The organism is Microbulbifer sp., from assembly GCF_051659245.1.
Lineage (GTDB): Bacteria > Pseudomonadota > Gammaproteobacteria > Pseudomonadales > Cellvibrionaceae > Microbulbifer.
In genome coordinates, this window is record NZ_JBOFOC010000178.1 from 1 (window position 1) to 1,375 (window position 1,375).

The following is a 1,375-nucleotide window of genomic DNA, read 5'->3' on the forward strand; positions in this document are numbered from 1 at the left end:
CTCCCCCGCAATCGGGGGAGGGGAGTTTCATTAGCGGTAGTTGAAAATGGACAGCCTGTATATCCTGATTCCCATCGCCATTATTTTTATCGGCACTGCGGTCAAGCTGTTTTTCTGGGCGGTCAACAGCGGTCAGTACGACGACCTGGAGACTGAGGGCCGGCGCATTCTCTTCGACGACGACCTGCCCGACGACGAGCGCGGGGAGGAGTAGTGGAAGGCTGGGGGTTTCTCGCCGCGGCGCTGGCGATCGGTTTTCTCGGCAGCAGCCACTGTATCGGCATGTGCGGCGGAATTGCCGGCGCGCTGGGCATGGCGGTGCCGGGGCGGAGGCCGGCCTGGGGCCAGTTGATCGGCTATTCCGCCGGGCGCCTGGGCAGTTATGCGCTGATGGGTGCGCTGGCCGGCGCCCTGGGCGCCGCGATCCTGCCGGCATTGGGGCCGTTGCGCCTGGTGGCCGGATTGATGCTGGTGGCGATGGCGCTGTATATCGCCGGAATCTGGCGGGGCCTGGTGTGGCTGGAGCGGGGCGGGGCCTATCTGTGGCGCTACCTGCAGCCGCTGTCCGCGAAGCTGCTGCCGGTGCGCAGCGCGGGCAGTGCGGTGGCCTTGGGATCTCTCTGGGGCTGGTTGCCCTGCGGACTGGTATACAGCGCGCTCACCTTCGCCCTGGCCCAGGGCGGCAGCCTGCGCGCGGCACTGGCAATGCTGGCCTTCGGCCTGGGCACAGTGCCGGCGATGCTGGCCACCGGCGCCGCCGCTGCGAAGGTGCGCGGTTTTGTGCAGCGCCCCGCGGTGCGGTTGTTGTTTGCGGGTTTGATCCTGCTGTTCGGCCTCTGGACGATTTGGGGTGGGCACGGGCACCACAGTGTTCCGACTGAAACAGGTGTTGAGCATTACCACCACCGCCACTAGCGGCTTCGCATCAGAGATTGGTTATTCTTGCCGAGTCCTGAGTTCGTAGGGTGCGCTGCGCGCGCCATTTGCCATCGACGAACCGATTCGCCGAGATACACCCACCACTCACTTTCGCCTGCAACCAGGCTACAGGGCCTTTGTAGGAGCGGCCCATGGCCGCGATCGGACCTGCCGCCAGCCGAGGGCTCGATCGCGGGCATGGCCCGCTCCTACAGGGTGCTGTCCTTGTAGGAGCCGCTGTGGCTGCCATGGATGGCAGAATGCCGCCCAGCAGAAATGCAGATTTTGCAGGAGAAAAAATCTGTCAGGCGAAGGCCACTAGTGTAGCGTTTGGTTCTTGATGGAACTTATGTGGAACGACCCGCTCCAACGGTTTTTACTCGAGGCGACATTGGAGCGAGGAAATGCGAGTTGCCCCAGCGATAGTATTAACGAAAGAGCAGGAAGCTGAGCTAAC

The 1,375-nt window shown here is 63.6% G+C and carries 2 protein-coding genes; both read left to right on the plus strand.

Annotation, left to right across the window (positions count from 1 at the left end; genetic code table 11):
• The first annotated feature begins 46 nt into the window (after positions 1-46).
• Positions 47-214, plus strand: coding sequence for a cbb3-type cytochrome oxidase assembly protein CcoS (gene ccoS / locus ACRC0P_RS16895; RefSeq protein WP_438632470.1), 168 nt, complete (start codon positions 47-49; stop codon positions 212-214).
• Positions 214-915, plus strand: coding sequence for a sulfite exporter TauE/SafE family protein (locus tag ACRC0P_RS16900; protein ID WP_438632471.1), 702 nt, complete (start codon positions 214-216; stop codon positions 913-915). Before ccoS ends, ACRC0P_RS16900 begins: the two co-directional genes overlap by 1 nt.
• The last annotated feature ends 460 nt before the right edge of the window (positions 916-1,375 follow it).